Origin of the sequence: Thermoflexus hugenholtzii, assembly GCF_018771565.1 — a bacterium.
Classification (GTDB): Bacteria; Chloroflexota; Anaerolineae; order Thermoflexales; family Thermoflexaceae; genus Thermoflexus; species Thermoflexus hugenholtzii_A.
Window position 1 is genome coordinate 3128628 of the sequence record NZ_CP076326.1, and the last position, 22618, is coordinate 3151245.

16 protein-coding genes are annotated in these 22618 nt (G+C 67.0%); 8 read left to right on the plus strand and 8 right to left on the minus strand.

Annotated features, from left to right (window positions below; translation table 11 throughout):
• Positions 1-43: 43 nt before the first annotated feature.
• The 6 genes from KNN16_RS14235 to tpx form a co-directional block, all read right to left on the minus strand.
• Positions 44-1627 (minus strand): 2-isopropylmalate synthase, encoded by a 1584-nt coding sequence (locus tag KNN16_RS14235; protein WP_303897758.1) that lies wholly within the window; start codon positions 1625-1627, stop codon positions 44-46.
• 10 nt (positions 1628-1637) lie between these two features.
• Positions 1638-2648, minus strand: coding sequence for a ketol-acid reductoisomerase (gene ilvC / locus KNN16_RS14240; RefSeq protein ID WP_299284053.1), 1011 nt, complete (start codon positions 2646-2648; stop codon positions 1638-1640).
• A 41-nt stretch (positions 2649-2689) separates the two neighbouring features.
• On the minus strand, positions 2690-3205 hold the full coding sequence (gene ilvN, locus KNN16_RS14245; RefSeq protein ID WP_299284054.1) for an acetolactate synthase small subunit: 516 nt from the start codon (positions 3203-3205) through the stop codon (positions 2690-2692).
• A gap of 29 nt (positions 3206-3234) precedes the next feature.
• Positions 3235-4992 (minus strand): biosynthetic-type acetolactate synthase large subunit, encoded by a 1758-nt coding sequence (gene ilvB, locus KNN16_RS14250; RefSeq protein WP_322794715.1) that lies wholly within the window; start codon positions 4990-4992, stop codon positions 3235-3237.
• Between the two features lie 541 nt (positions 4993-5533).
• Positions 5534-8440: an excinuclease ABC subunit UvrA gene (gene uvrA / locus KNN16_RS14255; RefSeq protein ID WP_303897759.1), complete on the minus strand. Its 2907-nt coding sequence runs from the start codon at positions 8438-8440 to the stop codon at positions 5534-5536.
• A gap of 165 nt (positions 8441-8605) precedes the next feature.
• On the minus strand, positions 8606-9142 hold the full coding sequence (tpx, locus tag KNN16_RS14260) for a thiol peroxidase (protein WP_299284058.1): 537 nt from the start codon (positions 9140-9142) through the stop codon (positions 8606-8608).
• Positions 9143-9691: 549 nt separating this feature from the next.
• Here tpx and KNN16_RS14265 point away from each other — a divergent pair.
• The 8 genes from KNN16_RS14265 (at position 9692) to KNN16_RS14300 (ending at position 18058) form a co-directional block, all read left to right on the plus strand.
• Entirely contained in the window at positions 9692-10534 is an 843-nt protein-coding gene (locus tag KNN16_RS14265; RefSeq protein WP_303897760.1) for a hypothetical protein, read from the plus strand.
• 32 nt (positions 10535-10566) lie between these two features.
• A complete protein-coding gene (locus tag KNN16_RS14270) occupies positions 10567-11304 on the plus strand; it encodes a sortase (protein WP_303897761.1) in 738 nt (245 codons plus the stop codon).
• 69 nt (positions 11305-11373) lie between these two features.
• Positions 11374-11811 (plus strand): cobalamin B12-binding domain-containing protein, encoded by a 438-nt coding sequence (locus KNN16_RS14275; protein WP_088569808.1) that lies wholly within the window; start codon positions 11374-11376, stop codon positions 11809-11811.
• A gap of 18 nt (positions 11812-11829) precedes the next feature.
• Complete coding sequence (gene meaB / locus KNN16_RS14280) at positions 11830-12828, plus strand: methylmalonyl Co-A mutase-associated GTPase MeaB (RefSeq protein WP_299284066.1); 999 nt, start codon at positions 11830-11832, stop codon at positions 12826-12828.
• An 18-nt stretch (positions 12829-12846) separates the two neighbouring features.
• Positions 12847-13914 carry a phosphate acyltransferase PlsX gene (gene plsX, locus KNN16_RS14285; RefSeq protein ID WP_303897762.1) on the plus strand — a complete coding sequence of 356 codons (1068 nt, stop codon included), beginning with the start codon at positions 12847-12849 and terminating at the stop codon, positions 13912-13914.
• A 25-nt stretch (positions 13915-13939) separates the two neighbouring features.
• Positions 13940-14935, plus strand: coding sequence for a glycosyltransferase (locus KNN16_RS14290; RefSeq protein WP_303897763.1), 996 nt, complete (start codon positions 13940-13942; stop codon positions 14933-14935).
• A gap of 354 nt (positions 14936-15289) precedes the next feature.
• Positions 15290-17104, plus strand: coding sequence for a heme o synthase (locus KNN16_RS14295; protein WP_303897764.1), 1815 nt, complete (start codon positions 15290-15292; stop codon positions 17102-17104).
• 357 nt (positions 17105-17461) lie between these two features.
• Positions 17462-18058, plus strand: coding sequence for a polysaccharide deacetylase family protein (locus KNN16_RS14300; protein WP_303897765.1), 597 nt, complete (start codon positions 17462-17464; stop codon positions 18056-18058).
• Positions 18059-18150: 92 nt separating this feature from the next.
• On the opposite strand, the gene KNN16_RS14305 is transcribed toward KNN16_RS14300, so the two are convergent.
• Entirely contained in the window at positions 18151-20907 is a 2757-nt protein-coding gene (locus KNN16_RS14305; protein ID WP_303897766.1) for a nucleotide sugar dehydrogenase, read from the minus strand.
• 42 nt (positions 20908-20949) lie between these two features.
• Positions 20950-22524: an ABC transporter ATP-binding protein gene (locus tag KNN16_RS15215; protein ID WP_366972122.1), complete on the minus strand. Its 1575-nt coding sequence runs from the start codon at positions 22522-22524 to the stop codon at positions 20950-20952.
• Positions 22525-22618 lie beyond the last annotated feature (94 nt).

Below are 22618 nucleotides of genomic sequence, written 5' to 3' on the forward strand. Positions count from 1 at the left end.
CGTGACCCCTCCGTTTGTGGAAGTGTGAAGATCGTTGAGGCTCTCAGGGCACAGGGACGGAGAGCTCCACGCGGGCGCCCTGGGGGGCGCGCGCCAGCCGAAGCAGGGCGTTGAGGTAGGCCTTGGCCGCCGCCACCACGATATCCGTGTCCGCCCCGAAGCCCCCGGCCAGCTCCCCGCTCTGAGGATCCTCGGCCTGCACGAACACCCGGCCCATGGCGTCGCGCCCGGGGGTCACCGCGTGGACGTTGAACTCCAGCAACCGGGCCTGCACCCCCAGGGCCGCCTCGATGGCCCGGTAGGCCGCATCCACCGGCCCGTTCCCCGTCCCCGTGCCCAGGCGGACCTCGCCGTCGGGCCCGATCAGGCGCACGGTAGCGGTGGCGATGGCCGGCGTGCCGCACATCACCTGTAGCGTGTCCAGCCGCCAGGTCTGGCCGCTGCTCTGGGTGAAATCCGCCATCAGCGCTTCCAGGTCGAAGTCCGTGACGTATTTCTTGCGGTCGCAGAGGGCCTTGAAGCGGCGGAAGGCCTCCTCGAAGGCCTCGGGGGAGAGGTGATAGCCCATCTGCTCCAGGCGGACCCGGAAGGCGTGCCGGCCGGAGTGCTTGCCCAGGACCAGCCGGGACTCCGGAACACCCACGGTCTCGGGCCGCATGATCTCGTAGGTCAGCGGGTTCTTGAGCATCCCGTCCTGGTGGATGCCGGCCTCGTGGGCGAAGGCGTTGGCCCCCACGATGGCCTTGTTGGGCTGGACGGGGATGCCGGTGAGGGCGCTCACCAGGCGGCTGGTGCGGTAGATCTGAGTGGTGTCGATATAGGTGCGCACCCCGAAGAGGTCGCGCCGGGTGTGCAGGGCCATGACCACCTCTTCCAGGGCTGTGTTGCCGGCCCGCTCGCCGATGCCGTTGACGGTGACCTCCACCTGGCGGGCGCCGTTGCGGATGGCGGCCAGGGTGTTGGCCGTGGCCAGGCCCAGGTCGTTGTGGCAGTGGGCGGAAAGGATCACCCGCTCCACCCCGGGGACCCGCCGGCGGATCTCGGCGAAGAGGCTCCCGAACTCCTCGGGGGTGGTGTAGCCGACCGTGTCGGGGATGTTCAGGGTGGTGGCCCCCGCCTCCACCGCCGCCGTCAGGGCCTGCATCAGGAAATCGCGGTCGGTGCGCCCGGCATCCTCCGGGGAGAACTCCACGTCCTCACAGAAGCGGCGGGCGTAAGCGACCATCTCGCGGATCCGGGCCAGGCATTCCTCCCGGGTCATGCGGAGCTTGTATTGCAGGTGGATGTCGGAGGTGGCCAGGAAGACGTGGATGCGAGGGCGGGGGGCCTCCCGCACCGCCTCCCAGCAGGCGTCGATGTCTTCTTTGTTGGCGCGGGCCAGCCCGGCGATCACCGGCGGGCCGTTGGGGCGGTCCTTCCCCAGCGGCCCGATCTCCCGAGCGATGCGGCGCACCGCCTCGAAGTCCCCCGGCGAGGCGATGGGGAAGCCGGCCTCGATGATGTCCACCCCCAGGCGAACCAGCTGGCGGGCGATCTCCAGCTTCTCCTCCACCGTGAGGGTGGCGCCGGGGGATTGCTCCCCATCCCGCAGGGTGGTGTCGAAGATCCGAACGACATCCGGCTCCATAGGCCCCTCCTTATCCGGCCGGGACTTCCTTGGGGTTGAGCCAGGGCATCATCGCCCGCAATTGACGGCCCACTTCCTCGATGGGATGCTTGCGCTCTTCCTCCCGCTTGGCGTTGAACCAGGGGCGGCCTTTGGCGTTCTCCTCGATCCACTCCTCGGCGAAGGCCCCGCTGCGGATCTCCTCCAGGATCTGCTTCATGGTGGCCCGCACGTGGTCATCGATCACGCGGGGACCGCTTCGGTAGTCCCCATATTCCGCGGTGTCGCTCACCGAGTAACGCATATACGAAAGGCCGCCCTGATACATGAGGTCTACGATCAGCTTGAGCTCGTGCAGGCACTCGAAGTAGGCGATCTCCGGCTGATAACCGGCTTCGATCAGGGTCTCAAAGGCCGCTTTGATCAGGTGGCTGACCCCGCCGCACAGCACGACCTGCTCCCCGAAGAGGTCCGTCTCCGTTTCTTCAGCGAAGGTGGTTTCGAGCACCCCCGCCCGGGTGCATCCGAGGCCCTTGGCGTAGGCCAGGGCGTTGGCCAGCGCCTGGCCCGTTGCGTCCTGGTGCACCGCCACCAGGGCCGGCACGCCGCCGCCCTCCCGGAAGACCTCCCGCATGCGGTGGCCGGGGGATTTCGGGGCCACCATGCTCACGTCCACGTCGGGCGGGGGGACGATCTGGCCGAAGCGGATGTTGAAGCCATGGGCGAACATCAACGTCTTGCCCGGAGCCAGGTGCGGCGCCACCGCCTCCCGGTAGAGGGCCGGCTGGGCGGGGTCCGGCACCAGCATCATGATGACGTCCGACCGACGCACCGCCTCCGGGACCTCATAAACCGGGAAGCCGTCCGCCTGGGCCTTCTCCCAGGATTTGCTGCCCCGGTAGAGGCCCACACAGACATCGCAGCCGCTGTCCCGCAGGTTCTGGGCGTGGGCGTGGCCCTGGCTGCCGTAGCCGAGGATCGCGATCCGCTTGCCATGCAGCCGGCTCAGATCGGCATCCGCATCGTAATAGATCCGCGCCATGGAACGCCTCCTCCTGAATCGGGATCAGGGATCCTGAGACATCAAGCCGCTTCCGCCATGCGAGCGGCGGGTGCGGCCTCCGCCTGGCCCCGGACCATCGCCATCGGGCCGGCTCGGATCACCTCGACCACACCGAACCGCTGGAGGCGGGCGATGCAGGAATCCACTTTCTCCGTCGATCCGGTGACCTCCACGATGAGGGTCTCGGGGCCGACGTCCACGATGCGGGCCCGGTAGAACTCGGCGAGCTGGGCGATCTCCACCCAGGTCTCCGTGGGGGCCCGCACCTTGACCAGGGCCATGTCGCGGACGACGATGGGGCGTTCCCCCCAATCCTCGATCGCCCGGACGCAAAGCAGCTTCTCCAGGTTGGCGCTCACCCGCTGAGGGTCCACCCGGTCAGGGTCCACGGGGATCAGCAGGCGCAACGTCTCCGGGTCCTCGGTGCGGCACACCGAGATGTCGCTCACCGGCAGGTGACGCCGGCGCAGCAGATGGAAGACCCGGTTCAGGCTCTCCACGGAGTTCTCAACCGTCACCGCCAGCCAGTGGGGCATCCCCGCCTCCTTTCGCCGCCAAGGATCGCTTATGGCACCGCCTTCACGCCGGGCTCGATCATCATATCGAACACGGTCATGCCCGAAGGGATCATGGGGAAGCAGTTCTCCTCGGGATCCACCCGGATGTCCACCACGACCGGCCGATCCGTGACCGCCAGGGCCTGGCGGATGGCGGGCTCCACCTGATCCGGCCGCTCCACGCGGATCCCCGCCGCGCCCACGGCCTCGGCCAGCCGGGCGAAGTCCGGGTTGGCCAGGTGGACAGCGGAGTAACGCCGGTTGTAGAACAGCTCCTGCCACTGTCGGACCATGCCCAGATACTGGTTGTTGATGATGAAGACTTTGATGGGCAGGCGCCACTCCACCGCCGTGATCAGCGCCTGGAAGGTCATCTGGAAGGAGCCGTCGCCGTTGATGTTGATCACCAGCCGATCAGGGCGGCCGAATTGAGCCCCCACGGCCGCCGGCAGGCTGAAGCCCATGGTCCCCAGGCCTCCCGAGGTGATGCAGGTGCGGGGCTCTGTCCAGTTGAAGAACTGGGCCGCCCACATCTGGTGCTGGCCCACGTCCAGGGTGACGATGGGCCGGTGCTCCCGGGTCAGCTCGTAGATCATCTGGATGGCGAACTGAGGCTTGATGACGTCGTCGCCCTGCCGGTAGCGCAGCGGGTAGCGAGCCTTCCAGTCCTGGATCTGACGCCACCAGGCCTCGGTGTCCGGCGGGCGAACGAAGGGGAGCAGGGCGCGGAGCACCTGCTTGGCATCCCCGATCAGGGCAAGGTCGGCCTTGCGGTTCTTGTTGATCTCCGCCGGGTCGATGTCGATGTGGATCACCCTGGCGTGGGGGGCGAAGGCCGAGAGCTTCCCCGTCACCCGATCGTCGAAGCGGGCGCCGACGGCGATGATCAGGTCGGAGAAGTTGATGGCGAAGTTGGCGTAGGCCGTGCCGTGCATCCCCAGCATCTTCAGGGAATAAGGGTGATCCTCCGGGAAGGCGCCCAGGCCCATCAGGGTGGTGGTCACCGGGATGCGCGCCTTCTCGGCCAGCGCGCGGATCTCAGGGGCAGCGCCCGAATGGATGGCTCCTCCTCCCACGTAGAGGATCGGCCGCTGGGACTGCGCGATCATATCGGCCGCCTGGCGCAGCAACGCCTCGTCCGGGAACGGGCGATGGGAGCGGGCGGGCCGGAAGGCCTCCGGATCTTCGAAGACGAACTCCGCCTCGGTGAGCAGGACGTCGCGGGGGAGGTCCACCAGGGTCGGGCCGGGGCGGCCCTCGGTCGCCAGCCGGAAGGCGGCGTGGATGGCCTCCAGGGCCTGGGCGGGCTTTTTCACCAGCCAGTTGTGCTTGGTGATGGACATGGTGAGGCCGATCACATCGGCCTCCTGGAAGGCGTCCCCGCCCATGAAGAACGTGGGGACCTGGCCGGTGATGGCCACCACCGGGGTGGAGTCCATCATGGCGTCGGTGAGGCCGGTGACCAGGTTGGTGGCGCCGGGGCCGGAGGTGGTGAAGCACACCCCGGGTTTGCCGGTGGCCCGGGCGTAGCCCTCGGCCATGTGAACGGCGCACTGCTCGTGGCGGACCAGGACGTGGCGGATCTGGGGATTGTCATAGAGCGCGTCGTACAGGGGCAGGGAGGCGCCGCCGGGGACCCCGAAGATCACCTCGACGCCTTCCCGGCGCAGGGCTTCCATCACCGCCCAGGCCGTCTTCATCCGGCGACGCTCCCGGCGGGCGGTGCGTGGAGGGGCTTGCGTCTGGATCATCGCTGGCGCGGCCATCGCGACCTCCTTTCGCAGGCTGGGAGATAAAACGGGAGGGGGCCTCCCGTTTGGGAAGCCCCCTCCGACCGGTCGGTGCAGATGTAGAAGATGCTCCGGGCTACCTGAGGGTGGTTCCCTCCCAAACGGGGTTCGCCCCTCCGAGGCGAAGGAGGCCCCGAAGGATAAGGACGATGACGATAAGGGAGAGAACCACCGAACTGAAGGCCATGCGCGACCGGCTCCACCGATCCGGGATTTGCCGCTTTTTATAGCACAGATCCCGCATTCTGTCAAGTCCCCCTGAGGCCGGGGGTGTGTCCCGATTTTGTCGGGCCTGGCCGCCTTGTAGGACAACTGCAAGCAGTTGTCCTACGATTTTGGGACACACCCAGGCCGGAGGTTCTGACCTGGGTGGGGACGGTGGGGAAGAGGAGGACATAGAAGGCGTCCCGCGCCGCGCCCACGATGGCCTGCGACTCCTGCATCGAATCGGAATTCACCTTGGCAAGGCTTGACCTTGATTCAGCGTGACTCGAAATCGTCGCTCCCTCCGCGCGGGTCAGCGCTTCCGCCGACGCCGCCCGTTGGGGGAAGCGGCGTTCCCGCGCAGAATGCGGCGCAGGAACTGGCCGGTGTAAGAAGCCTCCACACGGGCCACATCCTCCGGTGTCCCCTCGGCCACAATGTAGCCTCCTCCCTCGCCGCCCTCCGGGCCCAGGTCGATGATCCAGTCCGCCACCTTGATGACATCCAGGTGATGCTCGATGACGATGACGGTGTGTCCCTGGTCGACGAAGCGCTGGAGCACCTCGATGAGCCGGTGCACATCGGCGGCGTGCAGCCCCACCGTGGGCTCGTCCAGGATGTAGAGGGTGTGCCCGGAGGGGCGACGGGAGAGCTCCTTGGCCAGCTTCACCCGCTGGGCCTCGCCCCCCGAGAGGGTCGGCGCCGGCTGGCCCAGCCGGATATAGCCCAGCCCCACGTCCCGCAGCGTCTGGAGCTTGCGCTGGATGGCCGGGAAGGCCTCGAAGAACTCATAGGCCTCATCGACGGTCATGTTCAGCACGTCCGCGATGCTCTTCCCCTTGTAACGGACCTGGAGCGTCTCCTTATTGAAGCGGGCCCCCTTGCAGACCTCACAGGTCACGAAGACGTCCGGGAGGAACTGCATCTCGATCTGGATCTGGCCCTGGCCTTCGCACGCCTCGCAGCGGCCGCCCTTCACGTTAAAGGAGAAGCGGCCCGGCCCATACCCGCGCAGCTTGCTCTCGGGCAGGCTGGCGAAAAGGTCCCGGATATCCGTGAAAACCCCGGTGTAAGTGGCCGGGTTCGAACGGGGCGTCCGACCGATAGGGGATTGATCGATGTGGATGACCTTGTCGACGAATTCAACCCCCTCGATGGCCTCGTGGGCGCCCGCCGGCTCGCGGGCCCCGTGGAGGATCTGGGCCAGGCGCTTGTAGAGGATCTCCACCACCAGGGTGCTCTTGCCCGAGCCCGAGACCCCCGTCACGCAGATGAAGCAGCCCAGGGGGAAGCGGACGTCGATGTTCTTGAGGTTGTGCTCCCGAGCCCCCCGGACGACCAGGAAGCGCCCGTTCCCGGGACGCCGGCGGGCCGGGACCGGGATGGTCAGCCGTCCGGCCAGGTAGGCTCCGGTGAGGGAGCGGCGGTTGCGCATGATGGCCTCCACCGGACCCTCGGCCACCACGTAGCCCCCGTGCTCCCCCGCCCCCGGGCCCAGGTCGATCACCCAGTCGGCGGCCCGGATCATCGCCTCGTCGTGCTCCACCACCAGCACCGTGTTCCCCAGATCCCGCAGCCGCTTCAGGGTCCGGATCAGCCGCTCGTTGTCCCGCGGATGCAGGCCGATGCTCGGCTCGTCCAGGACATACAGCACGCCGGTGAGCTGGCTGCCGATCTGCGTGGCCAGGCGGATGCGCTGGGCTTCTCCTCCCGACAGGGTGGCCGTCGGCCGGTCCAGGGTCAGGTAGTCCAGGCCCACGTCCACCATGAAGCGCAGCCGGTTGTGTAGCTCCTGCAGGACCTGGGCGACGATGGCCCGCTGCCGTTCGGAGAGCAGGGGCGGTTGCCCGTCCTCCCCTCGCAGGGCTTCGACCCAGCGCATGGCCTCGGCCACCGACATGCGGGTGACCTCGTAGATGTTTTTACCGGCCACCGTCACCGCCAGGGCCTCCGGCCGCAGCCGCGCCCCGCCGCACGCCGGGCACGGCCGCTCGCTCATCCATCCCTCCACCCGCGCCCGGAAGTAGTCCGACGTGCTCTCCTCGTAGCGGCGGCGCAGGTTGGGGATCACTCCCTCGAAGGGCGCCTCGTAGACCCGCCAGCTTCCATCCCGGGCCTGGTAGCGAACGGGGATCCGCACGTCCTCCCCGGCCCCGTAGAGGAGCAGATGCAGCTGCTCGGGGGAGAGGGCGCGCACCGGGATGTCGGTGGGGATGCCGAAGGCCCGGCATGCGGCCTCCAGCAGCTGCCAGTAGTAGCCGCCTTCCTCCGCCCCGCCCCAGGCTATGATAGCCCCCTCGGCCAGGGAGAGGTCCTTGTTCGGGATCAGCAAGTCGGGGTCCAGCTCCAGCTGCACCCCCAGGCCCTCGCAGGTCGGGCAGGCGCCCTTGGGGCTGTTGAAGGAGAACAGGCGGGGCTCCAGCTCGGGCAGGCTGATGCTGCAGTAGGGGCAGGCGAAGTGCTCGCTGAACAGCAGATCCTCCGGCGGCTCCGCCGAGGCGTTGTGCACGATCACCAGGCCGTCCCCCAGCCGCAGGGCGGTCTCCACCGAATCCTGCAGGCGGGAGCGATCCGCCCCGTCCCGGCGCACGACCAGGCGGTCCACCACCGCCTCGATGTGATGGATCTTGTAGCGATCCAGCTCGATGGGCTCGTCCAGATCCCGGATGGCTCCATCCACGCGGGCGCGGACAAAACCCATGCGGCGGAGCTCTTCGAAGACGGGACCGTGATGGCCCTTGCGGCCCCGCACCACGGGGCCCAGGATCATGATGCGGGAGCCCTCGGGGAGGGAGAGGATGGCCTCGACGATCTGCTCGGGGCTCTGCTTCTGGACCTCCCGGCCGCAGCGGGGGCAGTGGGGGATCCCGGCGCGGGCGAAGAGCAGGCGGAGATAGTCGTAGACCTCCGTCACCGTTCCCACGGTGGAGCGGGGGTTGTGGGAGGCCCCCCGCTGGTCGATGGAGATGGCCGGGGAGAGCCCCTCGATCTGGTCCACATCCGGCTTCTCCATCAGCCCCAGGAACTGGCGGGCGTAGGCGGAGAGGGACTCCACGTAGCGTCGCTGGCCCTCGGCGTAGAGGGTGTCGAAGGCCAGGCTGGATTTGCCGGAGCCGGAGAGGCCGGTGATGACGACGAGCTTCTCCCGCGGGATCTCCACGGTGATGTTCTTGAGGTTGTGCTCTCGGGCGCCCCGAACGATGATCTTCCCCTTCGCCATCGCCGTCCATCGCTTCCTTAGATCTGGAGCCGATTTCTCAGCATAGCACGCCCTTCCGGTCCCTTCAATCTCCCATGGGACCGTGGAACGGAAAAGGGGGGACGCGCCGGCGCGTCCCCCCTGGAGGGTAGGGGCCCGGGGTCCCCGAAGGCGCAGGCCTTCCTCTCAGCGGGGCTCCGGCTGGCCCAGCAGCGCGCGGACCGCCTCGAGGGCGGCGTCGTAGTTGGGGTGCTGGGCGATCTCGGGGACATACTCAACGTAGCGGATCGTCCCGTCGCGGTCCAGGACGAAGACCGCGCGCTGCTCCAGGCGGAGCTCCTTGACCCAGGTCCCGTAGGCCTGGCCGAAGGCCATCTCCCGATGATCGGAGGCCAGGAGGACGTGCTGGGCGTTGGCCTCGGCGGCCCAGCGGCGCTGGGCGAAGGGGAGATCCGCGCTGACCGTGATGAGGACCACCTCGTCCCCGAAGCGGGCCACCTCCTGATCGAAGCGGCGCGTCTGGGCGTCGCACACCCCGGTGTCCAGGGAGGGCACCACGCTGAGGATGCGGATCTTGCCATCGGTGCTGCGGATGCGGAAGGGGCTCAGATCGGGGGCCACCAGCTCCACATCGGGGGCGACGTCGCCCACCCGGAGGGGCTCCCCGATCACCGTCAAGGGCTTGCCGCGGAAAGTCACCGCCCCGAAGCGCTCCACCGTCATCCACCACCTCCTGGAGGGTTCAGGATGGACCCGGGCGCTCCCGGATGGGTCCGGAACCCGTCACGGGATCCCCGGGTTTCGGATCGCAAGGCTCATTCTAATTCGTGCGGCGAAGGCGGTCCACTCTTACAGGAGGCGCAGGAAGCCTTCCATGTCGACGGAATGTCCTGTTCGCCCTCCAGACGTTGCGCTCCGGCTTAGATCTGCAAGCCCAAGGTGCATCGGCGTCGCGCCGATGATCCACCCAAACATAGGACTTGCCCCGAGCATCCCGCGCTTCAGCTGTTAGATGCATCATCGATTCTTGTTTTTCCGACAGAATTTTAACTTTCTCCTAACATATTCGTTTTAGCATGAGTTAAATCGTGCCCTCTTCTCCGCTTACCGATCCGCATTTTCGGCCTGAGGATCGTCGTCTCCGAGGGCAGGGGATGCTCCGGGAGCCGATCCTGACCTGGAGATCTCTCGGCGCTATGGGGGAGAAGCCAGGCGCCTGACCGGTAGGGCCATCCTCAGCCGATCCTTTGATTGCGAACCTGGAGGGAATCTATGGGTCATCCACACCGATGGGCTCGGGCGCTCTGGGGCTTCCGAGGGCCGGCGCGCGGGATCCTCTCGCTCTTGCTTGCGTTTCTCGCCCTGGGCGGGGGAGCCTTGCAGGCCCGGGCGGACCATGACGGCAATCCCGAGATCCGCGACATCGCTCTGGCGGTCCCCCAAACCCATGCCCTCTGCCCGAACGGCTCGGATTTCGATACGATCGCTGTGAGCAACGTGGGCAGCCGCTGGCTCCGCGGCTTCGTGCAGCTGGACTTCGTGATCCCCAACGGCGGGGGCCGCCAGATGGCCCAGCGCTGGGAGGTCCTTCAGGGCGGAGACTATACGCTGCAGGTGATCTACCCGGCCTGGGAAGCCTGGCCCGCCGGGTTCTTCGAGATGCACGTGGATCTGGCCCTGGAGGTCTACCCCACCGAAGCCGACGCCCGGGCCGGAACGAACCTCCTGGGAGTGATCGGTCCCGGCCACCCATGGGATATCTTCTGCCTCGCCGGGCAACCCGCTCCCTCCCCCACGCCCACGGCCACCGCAACGCCCATGGCGCCTCCCACCGGAACGCCCACATCGACACCCGCCCCGCCCACACCGACGCCTCCGATGCCCTCCATCGGAACCCCGACGCCCACCGCCCCGGTTCCCGCCACGGCCGTCCCTCCCTTGCCCATGCCGCTTTCCCCCACCCCGCGCCCCACGGAGCCGCTGGATGGGGAGCTGCTGGGACCCACCGGGGGATCCGGGGAGTCTTCCCGCTCGGTTCCGACGGCCATCGTCCTGGGGATCGCCGGCGGCCTCCTGATCCTTGGGTTGCGCTCCCGCTCGTGGGCCCGGCGATAGGCGCTTCATCCGGCCACCGGGGAGGATGCCGGATGCCCGGCCGGGAGTGGGGAGCATGGGCCCTGGCGCTGACGCTGATCCTCGGGCCGTTGCCCGGCTCCATCCGGGATCCGTGTTGCTCGGGGGTGCTGCCGGGGATGGCGAAGGCGAGCCAGGAGGGATCCGCACCGCTTGCCGGCGTGCCGGCGTCGGAGGTCGGGCCCGCTCCATCCCCGATGTCCTTGTCCTGGTGGACAGCGTGGCCACAAGCACCGACGTTTTCGCCTCCGGAGACGCCGGCCCGTGGAGTTCCCTTGCGGATCACGGTCCCCGCCATCGGCCTGGACGCGCCCGTGCGGGTTGCGCCGTCGCGGATCGTCCTTATAGCGGGGCGCCGCTACCGGGAATGGCTCGCCCCCGACGCGCCGGCGGCCGGCTGGATCCCGACCTCGGCCCGGGTCGGGGAGATCGGGAACCTGGTGCTCAACGGGCACCACAATATCGCCGGCGCGGTCTTCCGCCATCTGGTCGATCTTCCCCTCGGGGCGCGCATCCGGATCGATGCGGTCGGCGGCGCGCGAGAATATGAGATCATCGAACGCCGCATCCTCCCGGAGCGGGACCAGCCGCTCGCGGTCCGGGAGTCCAACGCCCGCTGGATCCAGGCGACGGCCGAGGAGCGGCTGACCCTCGTCACCTGCTGGCCGCCGTGGAGCAACTCCCACCGCCTGATCCTCATCGCCCATCCTCTCCCCTCCTCCGGGCCCCACGGGGTCTGGCTTGCCCCGTAGCGGTGAACTCCCGGCTCCCCCTTGCGTTACAATGGAAACGGGGATCCATCCCATCGGGCGAGGCGGACCATGGGACGCAAGATCCGCGTGTTGATCGCCAAGCCGGGGCTGGACGGGCATGATCGGGGGGCCAAGGTGGTCGCCCGGGCCCTCCGGGACGCAGGGTTCGAGGTCATTTACACCGGGTTGCGCCAGACCCCCGAGATGATCGCCGAGGCCGCCCTGCAGGAGGACGTGGATGTGGTCGGCCTCTCGATCCTCTCCGGCGCCCATATGACGTTGCTCCCCCGTGTGGTGGAAGAGCTCCGCAAGCGCGGCCTGGACGATGTGCTGGTCATCGCCGGGGGCATCATCCCGGAGGAAGATGTGCCGGCCCTCAAGGCCGCCGGCATCCACGAGGTATTCGGGCCGGGGACCAGCACCGAGGCCATCGTGCGGTTCATCTGCGATCACTTCGGCATCCGGCCAGAGGATCTGAAGGCGGCCGGAGAGCCGGTGGCACCCTGAGCAGGAGCGAAGCCTTCCATGGGAGATCCGATCGCTCTCTTCGAACGCGCCCGGGCGGGGGACCGCCGGGCGCTGGCGCGGATGCTCTCCCTGCTGGAGGAAGGCGGGGAGGCGGCGGCCCGGCTGAGCGCCCATCTTTTCCCTTACACCGGGAACGCCTATGTGATCGGGATCACCGGCCCCCCTGGCTCCGGGAAGAGCACGCTGGTGAACGCCCTGGCCCGGGCCTATCGGGAACGGGGAGAGACGGTGGGGATCATCGCCGTGGACCCCACCAGCCCCTTTACCGGCGGCGCCCTGCTCGGGGACCGCATCCGGATGCAGGATGTGGCGATGGATCCGGGGGTTTTCATCCGGAGCATGGCCACCCGGGGCAGCCTGGGCGGGCTGGCCCGGGCGACCCAGGAGGTCCTCCGGGCCCTGGACGCCGTGGGCTTTCAGCGGATCCTGGTGGAGACGGTAGGGGCAGGCCAGGTGGAAGTGGACATCGCCCGCGCGGCTGACACGGTGATCGTGGTGCAGGCTCCCGGCCTGGGGGATGACATCCAGGCGATCAAAGCGGGCATCCTGGAGATCGCGGACATCCTGGTGGTCAACAAGGCGGATCGGGAAGGCGCGGCCGCCACCCTGCATATCCTGCGCTCGATGCTCTCCCTGGGCCAGCCCGCTGTCATCCGTCACCACGGACAGACGATGGCCATCCAGCGGGTGGAGCCGGCCACGGAGGGCTGGACCCCTCCGATCCTGCAGACCGTTGCCCTCTCCGGCCAGGGGATCCCCGAGCTGGTGGAGGCGATCGAGCGCCATCGGACGTATCTGGAGCAGAGCGGGGAAGGGGAGGCCCGACGCCGGCGGCGGGTGGCGGAGGAGCTGGCCGCCCGAGTCCGCGAACGGTTATGGGCTCGCATCGCCCAGCGGGTGGGCCGCGCCCGCCTGGATGGGCTGGTGGATCAGCTCATGCGCCGGGAGATCGATTTCTCCACCGCTGTGGAGCAACTTCTGGAAGGCCTGGGATAAGGGAGGTGGCCTCCAACCATGACCGTGCGGATCGCGCTGGATGCCATGGGGGGCGATCACGCCCCCCGCGTCCCGGTGGAAGGCGCCCTGCGGGCGCTGCGGGAGATCCCGGATCTCCACATCCTCCTGGTCGGCCCGGAGGACCGCCTCCGGGCGACGCTGGGCCGCCATGCGGCTGGCCTCCCGCTCTCCATCGTCCACGCCTCCCAGGTTGTGGAGATGCATGAACACACCATCGCCGTGAAAGCGAAACGGGACTCCTCCATGGTGGTGGGGATGCGGCTGGTGCGCGCCGGGGAGGCGGACGCCTTCGTCTCGATGGGGAACACGGGGGCGGTGATGGCGGCGGCCCTCTTCCACCTGGGACGGATCCCCGGCATCGACCGGCCGGCGCTGGCCACCCTGTATCCCACCCTCCGGGGGCACTGCTTGCTGCTCGACATCGGCGCGAACACCGATCCGAAGCCGGAGCACCTGGTGCAGTTCGCCATGATGGGCGTGGTCTACGCCGAGCGGGTGCTGGGGTGGCCCCGCCCCCGGTTGGGGATCCTCTCCAACGGGGAGGAGCCGGGCAAGGGCTCCATCCTGGTCCGGGAAGCCTACCGCCGTCTGGAGGCCAGCGGGCTGAACTTCATCGGCAACGTCGAGGGGAAGGACATCCCCCGGGGAGCGGCCGATGTGGTGGTGACGGACGGCTTCACCGGTAACGTCGTGGTCAAACACACGGAGGGGTTCGTCACCTTCCTGGTTCGTTTCCTCAAGGCCCAGCTGACCGACGGCGCCCTGGACCGCGCGGGGCTGGCGATGGCGTTGCCGGGGTTGCTTCTGGCCGCCCCCGGCCTGCTGCTGTTGCTCCCCAGCCTTCGGGCGATCCTCCGCCGCCTGGATTACCGGGAGTATGGCGGGGCGCCCCTCCTGGGCGTGGATGGGGTGGTGGTGATCGGGCACGGTCGCTCCGACGCCAAAGCCGTCAAAAACGCGATTCACGCTGCCGTCCGGGCTGTGCGCGGCCGGATGCTGGCCGCCATCCGGGAAGGCCTCACCGCCCTCCAGGCTTCCGCCTCGCTGGAAGCAGCCGTCCGCTGAACGAAAGGCCGTGGGGTTGTCGTCCATGGCGGTGGTCTCCGTGATCGCCACGGTCAAAAACGAGGTCGCTTCCATCCAGGAGCTCCTGGATTCCCTGGCGGCGCAATCCCATCCGCCCGACGAGGTGGTCATCGCCGATGGAGGGTCCACGGATGGAACTCTGGAGCGCCTGCGGGCGGAGCGGCGGCTGCCCCTGCGGGTGATCGAGGCCCCGGGGGCCAACATCGCCCAGGGGCGCAACCGGGCGATTGCCGCTGCCCGGGGGGAGATCATCGCCGTGACCGATGCCGGGGTGCGCCTGCATCCGGACTGGCTGCGTCACCTGCTCCGCCCCTTCCGGGAGCGGCCGGAGACCATGGTCGCGGCTGGCTTCTTCCTGCCGGATCCCCGAACGCCTTTTGAGGTGGCCATGGCGGCCACGGTGCTGCCCGAGCTGCGGGACATCCGGCCCGAGCGGTTCTGGCCCTCCAGCCGTTCCGTGGCCTTCCGGAAGTCCGCCTGGGAGGCGGTGGGCGGCTACCCCGAGTGGCTGGATTACTGCGAGGATCTGATCTTCGACTTCGCCCTCTATGAGCGCTTCGGTCCCTTCGCCTTCGTCCCCGAGGCGGTGGTTTATTTCCGCCCCCGGCCGACCCTGCGGGCCTTCTTTTTGCAGTATTACCGATATGCGCGGGGGGATGGGAAGGCGGACCTGTGGCGGCTGCGCCATGCCATCCGCTACGGCACCTATCTGGGTCTGGTCCCGTTGCTGGCCGGGCTCAGCCTGGGGGTGCATCCATTGTTCGCCCTGGGGTATCTCCTCGGGGGCGCGCTGTATCTGCGAACCCCCTACCGGAGGCTTTTCCGGCTCTGGGAGGGCTACCCTTGGGAGGATCGGATCCGGATGCTGGGGTGGGTGCCGCTGATCCGGGTCTGGGGGGACATCGCGAAGATGTGCGGGTATCCGGTGGGGGTCTGGTGGCGCTGGCGTCACCGACGCGGCCTCCGCCGCCTCCGGGGCTCCACCGGCCTTTCCCGGTGATCCTCCCTTGTCGGTAGGAGCGGCTTCCGCCGCGAACGCTTGCGTCATCGAAGACCGGGGTTCGGGCGAAACCCCTCCTGCGTAAGCCGAAATTCATTTCGGCACCTTTTTGTAGGAGCGGCTTCCGCCGCGACCCTTACGTCATCAAAGACTGGGGTTCGGGGTGAAAGCCCCTCCCACCAGGAGCGACATGTTCCTTCTCGCATCCCGTGAAAGTGGAGCCCAGGGTTCATAATCCAGGATGCGCGGATTTGGGGGGGCGGTAGGTCTCCGGCTACCATTGAGGATGAGCATTGTCCTCAACATCCGAACAGATCCCGGCCCACGCCGGCCGGATGTGTGCGGAGGCCTCGGATGGCGAACGGGAAAAGCGGCAAGGGCTTGCGCGGGCTGCTGGTCCTCACGGCCCTGGTCATCGGCTTGCTGACGGCTTGGGGCGCCCTGGTGCGCAGCACAGGATCCGGCCTCGGTTGCCCGGACTGGCCGCTGTGCCACGGCCGGCTCTTCCCCCCGATGGAGGACCTCGCCGCGTGGTTGGAGTGGATCCACCGGTTGCTGGCCGCCAGCGCCACGCCGCTGCTTTTCCTCTCCGCGCTCCTCGCCTGGCGGCGGGAGCGCCAGCCGGCCCTGTATCGGCCTCTCTTCTGGGCCCTGGGGCTGGTTTTCGGTCAGGCCCTTCTGGGCGGGCTGACGGTGATCCTGGAGCTTCCCCCCACCATCGTGGCCGTGCACCTGGCCATGGCCCTCAGCATCCTCGCCCTCACCCTCGTGGCCGCCACTCGCGCCTTCGCCCCCTGGGCGGCGCGTCCTCCCCATCGCGATCTCGCGGCGATCCAGCCTGCGGCCGCAGCGGTGCGCGCCATTGGGATGGTCGGACTGGCGTTGTTTGCCCTGACGCTGGTGGGGGCCACGGTGACGGGGAGCGGTGCCTCCTGGGCGTGTTCCTCCTGGCCCTTCTGTGAAGGCTGGACGATCTGGCCCGGGGATCTGCTCGGCCGGGTCCACATGCTCCACCGGCTGGTCGCCCTGGGCGTGGGGGTCGCGCTGATATGGCTTGCGGTCCGCCTGGCTGCCTGGCCCGGGATCCCCCGCGGGATCTTCCGCTGGATGATCGCGGCCTGCGTGCTCTATCTGATTCAGATCGGACTGGGGGCCATCAACCTGTGGATGGGGTTCCCCGCTCTGCTGAACACGCTGCACCTCGGGCTGGCGACAGCGATTTGGGCGGCGGTCGTCATCGCCTGGGTGTGGGCGCTGGGGGAGGCCCAGTGGGCCGAGCCGGCCCTTCAGGAGGCGGTGCGGTTGCGTCACCTCTGGGAGCCTTATTTCACCCTCACCAAGCCGGGGATCGTGGCCCTGCTGCTGGTGACCACGGCCGGGGCGATGCTGATCGCCCAGAGCGGATTGCCCCCCATCCTCACCTTCATCTACACCCTGCTGGGAGGGTTCCTGGTCTCCGGTGGGGCCAACGCCATGAACAATGTGTGGGATGCGGACCTGGACCAGCGGATGCACCGCACCGCCCGGCGCCCGATCCCGGCCGGGCGCATCGGCCGGCGGGAGGCTGCGGTGGTGGCCTTGCTTTTCTCTGCCCTTGGGTTGCTCCTGTTGTGGACCTTCGTCAACGCCACGGCGGCGGGGCTGGCCCTGGCCGGCTGGATCTGGTATGTGGGGATCTACACGATGATCCTCAAGCGCTGGAGCCCCCAGAACATCGTGATCGGCGGGGCGGCGGGAGGGTTCGCGCCGCTGGTGGGCTGGGCCGCGATCACCGGCCGCGTGGATCCCATGGCCCTTTTCCTTTTCGCGTTGATCTTCTTCTGGACGCCGCCCCATACCTGGGCCTTCGCCATTCTCACCGAGCGGGATTACCGGGAGGCGGGGATCCCGATGCTGCCGGTGGTCACCGGCGCCCGCCCGGCGGCCCTCCAGGCGCTGATCTACACGGGGATCCTGGCGGCTCTCGGCCTCGCGCCTTTCCTGATGGGGGCCATGGGTCGGCTGTATCTGGCCGGGTCCCTCCTGTTGAACGCTTGGCTGTTGGGGCTGGCCCTTCGCCTTTGGCGGGATCCCTCCAAGGCCCATGCCCGCCGGCTTTATCACGCTTCCAACGCCTATCTTTTCATGTTCTTCGTGATGATGGCTGTGGACCGTCTGGTTCGGCTGTGAACCGGGGCTCCGGGAGATTTTGGAGAGCGCTCGGGTCCCGTGTGATCATGATGGCATCCGGCGATGGGGAGGGATCCGGCCATGGACGTGCGAGGAGGTCCCGCAGCCGCGCGGCCTCTGCGTTCTCCTGAGAGATCCCCTGCGATCTTCCGGAAGAGCGTTCTGCTTCTGCTGCTCCTCCTCGGGGCCCGCTGGCCGGAGCCAGCCCCGCCTCCCCGCGGATCCCCCTCGGATGAGGATCCTCAGGCCCTGCGTCGGTCCCTTCGGGAAGCCCGAAAAGAGGCGCCCAGACCCCGCCGGCGGAGAGGGCCGCCCCCCTGTGCGACGCCCGGCGTGGTCTGCCGGGGATCCGCCCCGATGGTGGCTTTGACCTTCGATGATTGCTTCCTTCCGGATCTGGTGGAGCCGCTTCTTCAGGATCTGGAGGCGGTGGGCGCTCGGGCCACTTTCTTCTGTGTGGGCCGGGTGTTCCGGGCTCATCCGGAGCTGGCCCGGCGCCTGGTGGCGGGAGGGCACGAGCTGGGCAACCACACGCTGCATCACCGGATGCTGACCCCGCGTCCGGATCGGAGGGTGATCGACGCCGAGATCGACGGCTGGCAGCGGGCGGTGGAGGAGGCCCTGGGCGGGCCGTATCCCACCCGCTGGTTTCGTCCGCCCGGGATGGCGGGTTTTACGGTGGAGGCCGACCCGGAGATCCTGGAGGCCGTGCGAGGGCGAGGGATGCGGGTGGCCCTCTGGACCCTGGATGTCTATCGATCGCTGGAGCGGGTGGGGATCCGGGATCCGGAGCGGGTGGCAGCCTTCCTGCGGGAGCGGGTGCGGGGTGGGGAGATCGTCCTGCTGCACATCAGCACGTCGAACGTGGAGGGAGTCCGCCGGGCGCTGCCGGAGCTGGCGGCCCGCTTCCGGCTGGTCACGTTGAGCGAGATGTTCCCACCGGATTCCCCATAATTAGGCGTGGAGATCCTCTGCGATCCATAGCAGTCCTGCGGCGGCGTGGCGCTCTGCCCGGCCGGGAGGACGCGGATCGCGGCTGGAAGGCTCTATCCGATCTCTTTACCATGCGTCGCGTTATAACCCCGACCGATCCCCCGGTAAATGAAGCCCAGCTCGCGCATCATCTCCGGCTCGTAGATGTTGCGGCCGTCGATGATCACCGGCCGCCGCATGAGCTGCTTGATGCGTGGGAGATCCAGATGCTTGAACTCGTTCCAGTCCGTCACCACCACCAGGGCGTCGGCGCCCGCAGCCAGCTCATAAGGATCCGCGCACATGATCACCTGGGGCAGGACCCGCGCGGCGTTGGGCATGGCGACCGGATCATAGGCCCGCACGACAGCCCCCTCCTGGAGGAGCAGCCCCGCGATCTCCAGGGCCGGGGCCTCCCGGATGTCATCGGTGTTCGGCTTGAAGGCCAGCCCCAGCAGCCCGATCACCATGCCCCGCAGATCCTCCAGGATCTCCTTCAGCTTCCACACCACTCGCCGCCGCTGATCCCGGTTGATCTCCACCACCGCCTGCAACAGCTGCGGATGACACCCGTGGACAACCGCCATGTGAATGAGGGCCTTGACGTCCTTGGGGAAACAGTTATGGATCCAAATACCGGGCCCAGCAATCAGCGTTCCATGTTCAGTTTCCATGCTAAAAACAGAATCATTAGTCTCATATTTTTGCACAGAAACGACCTCAACTGTCGCAAATCCTTCATGATTTCGGTATCCTAATGGGGCGATTCGACGCTGATATCCGGCCAGGATGGCCTCGGCCTCTTGCCATTGAGAGGTGCTGAGCATGTCCCGAATCCGGACGATTTGATCGAACCCGTTCACGCGAATCACATATGCCTTTACCTTGGACTTGTTCATCATCTTCTCTGCGACTGAGGCCACAATCCCCAAGGATTGAAGCATTAGAAGCACACCGTAGGCAAGTTTAGGGCTAACTGTTGCAAACTCGAAGTTAACATGTCGTTTTTGATTTAACAACGTGATGCTACCATCTCCGCTAAATAGTCCGCGAAGCAGGGCAATTCGCAACAAACGAGACCACCCAAAAGCCTGAGGAGGTATTGATTTGGTGTAAGAATTTGTTCCGCACTGAAGAACATCTCGGATCAAATATGCCAAAATACGAGATGAGATCAAAGTAACCAAAGCACCTTCCTGCCTTGACGATTTGTATCGAATTCGGTAATAATCGAGCAGATTATGAAGATCTTGAATCAGATCGCTCTCGTGAATTCCAAAACTGAACCCTATCCGTTCTCGAGTCGAGTTATACCTTCCAGGCTCCAGGGAAATCCATCCCTCTGCGAGATAATATCCGATAAGCCGGGCAAAATTTTCATCCAGCCGGAATGCCCCAGGACAGGTTGTGGAGGATCGCCCGCGATTTGTAAAACAATCAATCTGAGTTGCTGGGGTGCTTATATACTGGTTAATTCGAGCAAACAATCGCAATGGCATATAATTTTTCCGATAAATTTCGTATAAAAGACGATAATCCTTGCTGGATATTATTTTCTTTATAAAATCGTATTGTTCGGAAAACTTTCCGCCCAGGGCGCGGACCTTGACCTGAGGGGCGATGGGCGCATCGATAAGGGCTGTTAGGAGATCCATCTCCTCTGATTCGTCGATCGGAAGAGTCCAATCATAAACCAAGGGCAAGGGAATGCGATCCCCAGGTTGCACTTGCGCCGCGGGAACAACTTCAAAGATCCCTTCGGCTTCACGATATCGGATCACCGGATGATCGGCAGTAAGTACAATCCGCCGGCCCATGCGGGCATAGATCTCCACCATCTGCCCTTGGTAAGGCCGGCGGGTGAGCGCTTGAACGCGCGTTGGAACAATTTGAGCTTGTTCTGGATCGAAAGTCAGTGTCCAGAGCTGCTCGGGATACACCACGATCGCATGGGGCCCTCCCCAGGAGTAGAACAGATCTCGTATAGAAGTAACGTGGAGTCCTTGTGTAGTCATGGCATAAACGATGGTATCACCGTGGAAACACGACCCACCCCACCCTACCCCCGCGTCCAGGAAGGCGCGGCCGATGCGCTTGTCGTAGCCCATGCCGGCCGCCACCTCCTTCACATCGGCCCCCAGGGCCTCGCAGATGTTGGCGATCTCATTGATGAAGGAGATCTTGGTGGCCAGGAAGGCGTTGGAGGCGTATTTGATCATCTCCGCCGTGCGCAGATCGGTGATCATGATGGTGCTGCGCAGGGGCAGATACAGCTGGGCCACCTTCTCCGCCGCCTCCCGATCCAGCGAGCCCAGGACGATGCGATCGGGGTTCATGAAGTCGTAAACCGCCGATCCCTCCCGCAGGAACTCGGGGTTGGAGACCACCCAGAAGGGAATGGGCCGGCGCTGGCGGCTGCGCACGATGTCCGCCACCCAATCTCCGGTCCCCACCGGCACCGTGCTCTTGTTGACGATGATGAGGGGATGGTCCATCACCTCCCCGATGCGCTCCGCGGCCATGCGCACATACCGGAGATCCGCCTCCCCGTCCACTCCTTCAGGAGTCCCCACGGCGATGAAGACGAACTCCGCAGGCAGGCCGTTAATGCCTTCCTCATATGAGGTCGTGAAGGAAAGGCGGCCCGCCTTCATATTGCGGCGGACGATCTCCTCAAGCCCCGGCTCGAAGATGGGGAGCCGGCCTTCCTGCAGCATGGCGATCTTTTCTTCATTGATATCCACGCACGCCACCCGATTGCCCAGGTCCGCCAGGCAAGCCGCGGTGGTCAATCCCACGTAGCCGGCTCCGATCACGCAGATCCGCTTCATCTCCGCCTCCTGCCGGGATCGAACATCGATGCGCGCCCTCGCTCATCCGGCGAGGGTTCGGGCGGCGGGGCGTTCCCCGTCCGTCCGCGCGGGGGCCGGGAGCACCCCGGCCATCAGCAGGCCCACCTGCTGCAGCGTGGCCTCCGCCGCCTCCAGGACGGCCACGATGCGCCCCCGATACATCACCGCGATCCGATCGGATAGGGAGAAGATCTCGTCCAGCTCCGTGGAGACCAGGAGCACGGCCACCCCCTGATCCCGCATCTCCACGATCTTGCGATGGATGTATTCGGTGGCCCCCACGTCGAGCCCCCGGGTGGGCTGGTTGGCCACCAGCAGCCGGATGGGCCGGGACAGCTCCCGGGCAGCGATCACCTTCTGCTGGTTGCCGCCGGAGAGGTTGCGGGCAGGCGTGTAGGGGCTCGGGGTTCGAATGTCATAGAGGGCGATGAGACGGCGAGCGTGCTCCAGGATCGCCTGGGGTTGCCGCTGGAGGCCCCGGGCGAAGGGCGGGCGGTCATAAGCGTTCAGAACCAGGTTGTCCGCGACGGAGTAAGGCAGCACCAGGCCGTGCTTCTGCCGATCCTCCGGGATGTGTGCCATCCCGCGGTCGATCAGGGCCCGGGGCGGACGGCCGGTCACCTCCTCCCCAAGCAGGAACACCCGACCGCCGGCGACGGGGCGCAACCCCACCAGAGCCTCGATCAGCTCGGTCTGTCCGTTCCCCTGCACCCCCGCGATCCCCAGGATCTCGCCGGCGCGCACGGAAAAGCTCACCCCATCCACCGCCAGCGCCCCCCGGTCGTCCCGCACCCGCAGATCCTCCACCCGCAGGACCTCCTCCCCGGGCCGCGCGGGGGCTTTCTCCACCGTCAGCATCACCTCGCGCCCGACCATCATCGCGGCCAGATGGGCCTCGTCCGCCTCCTCCGGCGTCAGCACGCCCACCACCCGCCCGTTCCGGAGCACAGTGATGCGGTCCGCCACCGCCAGCACTTCTTTCAGTTTGTGGGTGATGAAGATGATGGAGACCCCCTGCCGCTGCAGGTGGCGCATGACCCGGAACAGCTCCTCGGTCTCCTGGGGCGTCAGCACCGCCGTGGGCTCGTCCAGGATCAGGATGTCGGCGTTGCGGTAAAGGGCCTTGAGGATCTCCACCCGTTGCTGGACGCCCACCGGCAGGTCCTTCACCAGGGCCTCCGGGTCCACCTCCAGGCCGTAGCGGCGGGAGAGCTCCCGCACCTCCTGAACCGCCCGGCGCAGGTCCAGGAAGGGGCCGCGGCGGATCTCCTGGCCCAGGATGATGTTCTCGGCCACGGTGAACACCGGCACCAGCATGAAGTGCTGGTGGACCATCCCGATCCCCAGGCGGATGGCGTCGTTCGGCCGGCGCAGCTCCACCGGCTGCCCCTTCACGTAGATCTCGCCTTCGTCCGGATGATACAGGCCGTAGAGGATGTTCATCAGGGTGGTCTTGCCGGCCCCGTTCTCCCCCAGGATGGCGTGGATCTCGCCCCGGCGCAGGGAGAAGTTCACGTGGTCGTTGGCCACCACCCCGGGGAACCGCTTGACGATCCCTACCGCCTGAAGGATCTCCCCATCGGCGGAGAAGGGCAGGGCCGCCGGGCGCTGAGTCCGACGGCGAGGCGGCAGCGCCTCGCGCTCATAGGGCTGTCCGTCCGCCGCCGGCGGGATGGTGCGGCCGACGATG

Coding starts and splice junctions, on each gene's coding strand:
- KNN16_RS14295 (WP_303897764.1), top strand. CDS start 15,290: ATGGCGAACGGGAAAAGCGGCAAGGGCTTGCGCGGGCTGCTGGTCCTC.
- KNN16_RS14270 (WP_303897761.1), top strand. CDS start 10,567: ATGCCCGGCCGGGAGTGGGGAGCATGGGCCCTGGCGCTGACGCTGATC.
- KNN16_RS14265 (WP_303897760.1), top strand. CDS start 9,692: ATGGGTCATCCACACCGATGGGCTCGGGCGCTCTGGGGCTTCCGAGGG.
- ilvC (WP_299284053.1), bottom strand. CDS start 2,648: ATGGCGCGGATCTATTACGATGCGGATGCCGATCTGAGCCGGCTGCAT.
- plsX (WP_303897762.1), top strand. CDS start 12,847: ATGACCGTGCGGATCGCGCTGGATGCCATGGGGGGCGATCACGCCCCC.
- meaB (WP_299284066.1), top strand. CDS start 11,830: ATGGGAGATCCGATCGCTCTCTTCGAACGCGCCCGGGCGGGGGACCGC.
- tpx (WP_299284058.1), bottom strand. CDS start 9,142: ATGACGGTGGAGCGCTTCGGGGCGGTGACTTTCCGCGGCAAGCCCTTG.
- uvrA (WP_303897759.1), bottom strand. CDS start 8,440: ATGGCGAAGGGGAAGATCATCGTTCGGGGCGCCCGAGAGCACAACCTC.
- KNN16_RS14290 (WP_303897763.1), top strand. CDS start 13,940: ATGGCGGTGGTCTCCGTGATCGCCACGGTCAAAAACGAGGTCGCTTCC.
- KNN16_RS14300 (WP_303897765.1), top strand. CDS start 17,462: ATGGTGGCTTTGACCTTCGATGATTGCTTCCTTCCGGATCTGGTGGAG.
- KNN16_RS14235 (WP_303897758.1), bottom strand. CDS start 1,627: ATGGAGCCGGATGTCGTTCGGATCTTCGACACCACCCTGCGGGATGGG.
- KNN16_RS14275 (WP_088569808.1), top strand. CDS start 11,374: ATGGGACGCAAGATCCGCGTGTTGATCGCCAAGCCGGGGCTGGACGGG.
- KNN16_RS14305 (WP_303897766.1), bottom strand. CDS start 20,907: ATGAAGCGGATCTGCGTGATCGGAGCCGGCTACGTGGGATTGACCACC.
- ilvB (WP_322794715.1), bottom strand. CDS start 4,992: ATGGCCGCGCCAGCGATGATCCAGACGCAAGCCCCTCCACGCACCGCC.
- ilvN (WP_299284054.1), bottom strand. CDS start 3,205: ATGCCCCACTGGCTGGCGGTGACGGTTGAGAACTCCGTGGAGAGCCTG.